This window comes from Vibrio sp. 1562, from assembly GCF_033340155.1.
Lineage (GTDB): Bacteria > Pseudomonadota > Gammaproteobacteria > Enterobacterales > Vibrionaceae > Vibrio > Vibrio alginolyticus.
This window is the reverse complement of the sequence record NZ_JAWOVY010000826.1, coordinates 1-506: the sequence shown is the minus strand read 5'-3', so window position 1 is coordinate 506 and position 506 is coordinate 1. Positions and strand designations below refer to the sequence as shown.

Here is a 506-nt window from a genome sequence, read left to right as displayed (position 1 = left end):
TTATAGCGGATTGTCGATGGCGGTTTCGACACATTGCAACGACTTCAACAAATAACGATCCAGAAACTGCACCGCATCGTCACTATTTTTAGACAGCGACAACTTCATGATCATCTCTTGTTCATCGATATTGCAGTGACCTTGATTGTTCGTTCCTAGCACTTGCATAGCAAAGTAATGGTAACGTTTGATCTGGTTTAAAATATCTCGGAAGAAGGTAAACAAATTGTGTGAGTTCGCCCCCTCAAGCAACGCTTCAAGAAAGTGATAGTGGCGTTCTTCCCATTCTCTCCAGCAAAAGCCTTGGTCGAGATTCACTCGAGATAGTTTGTGGTATGAAGTTAGGACGTCCAGTTCCCAGTTCTCATCACCTGTCATGATCGCCTTTTTCAATAGAAATGAAGCCGTCATCCGTAGGCTTTCATACAAGTCATTCAACTCATGCTTACACACTGGCGCAACCCAGCAGCCTTTTTGTGGCGCGAGTTTGACGTATTTGCTCCACG

Annotated in this window: 1 protein-coding gene; it reads right to left on the bottom strand. The window is 44.5% G+C overall.

The features are described from left to right. Nucleotides 1-506: FCD domain-containing protein (locus R7Z49_RS27895; protein ID WP_318112900.1), on the bottom strand; the 506-nt coding region annotated here is incomplete at its 5' end.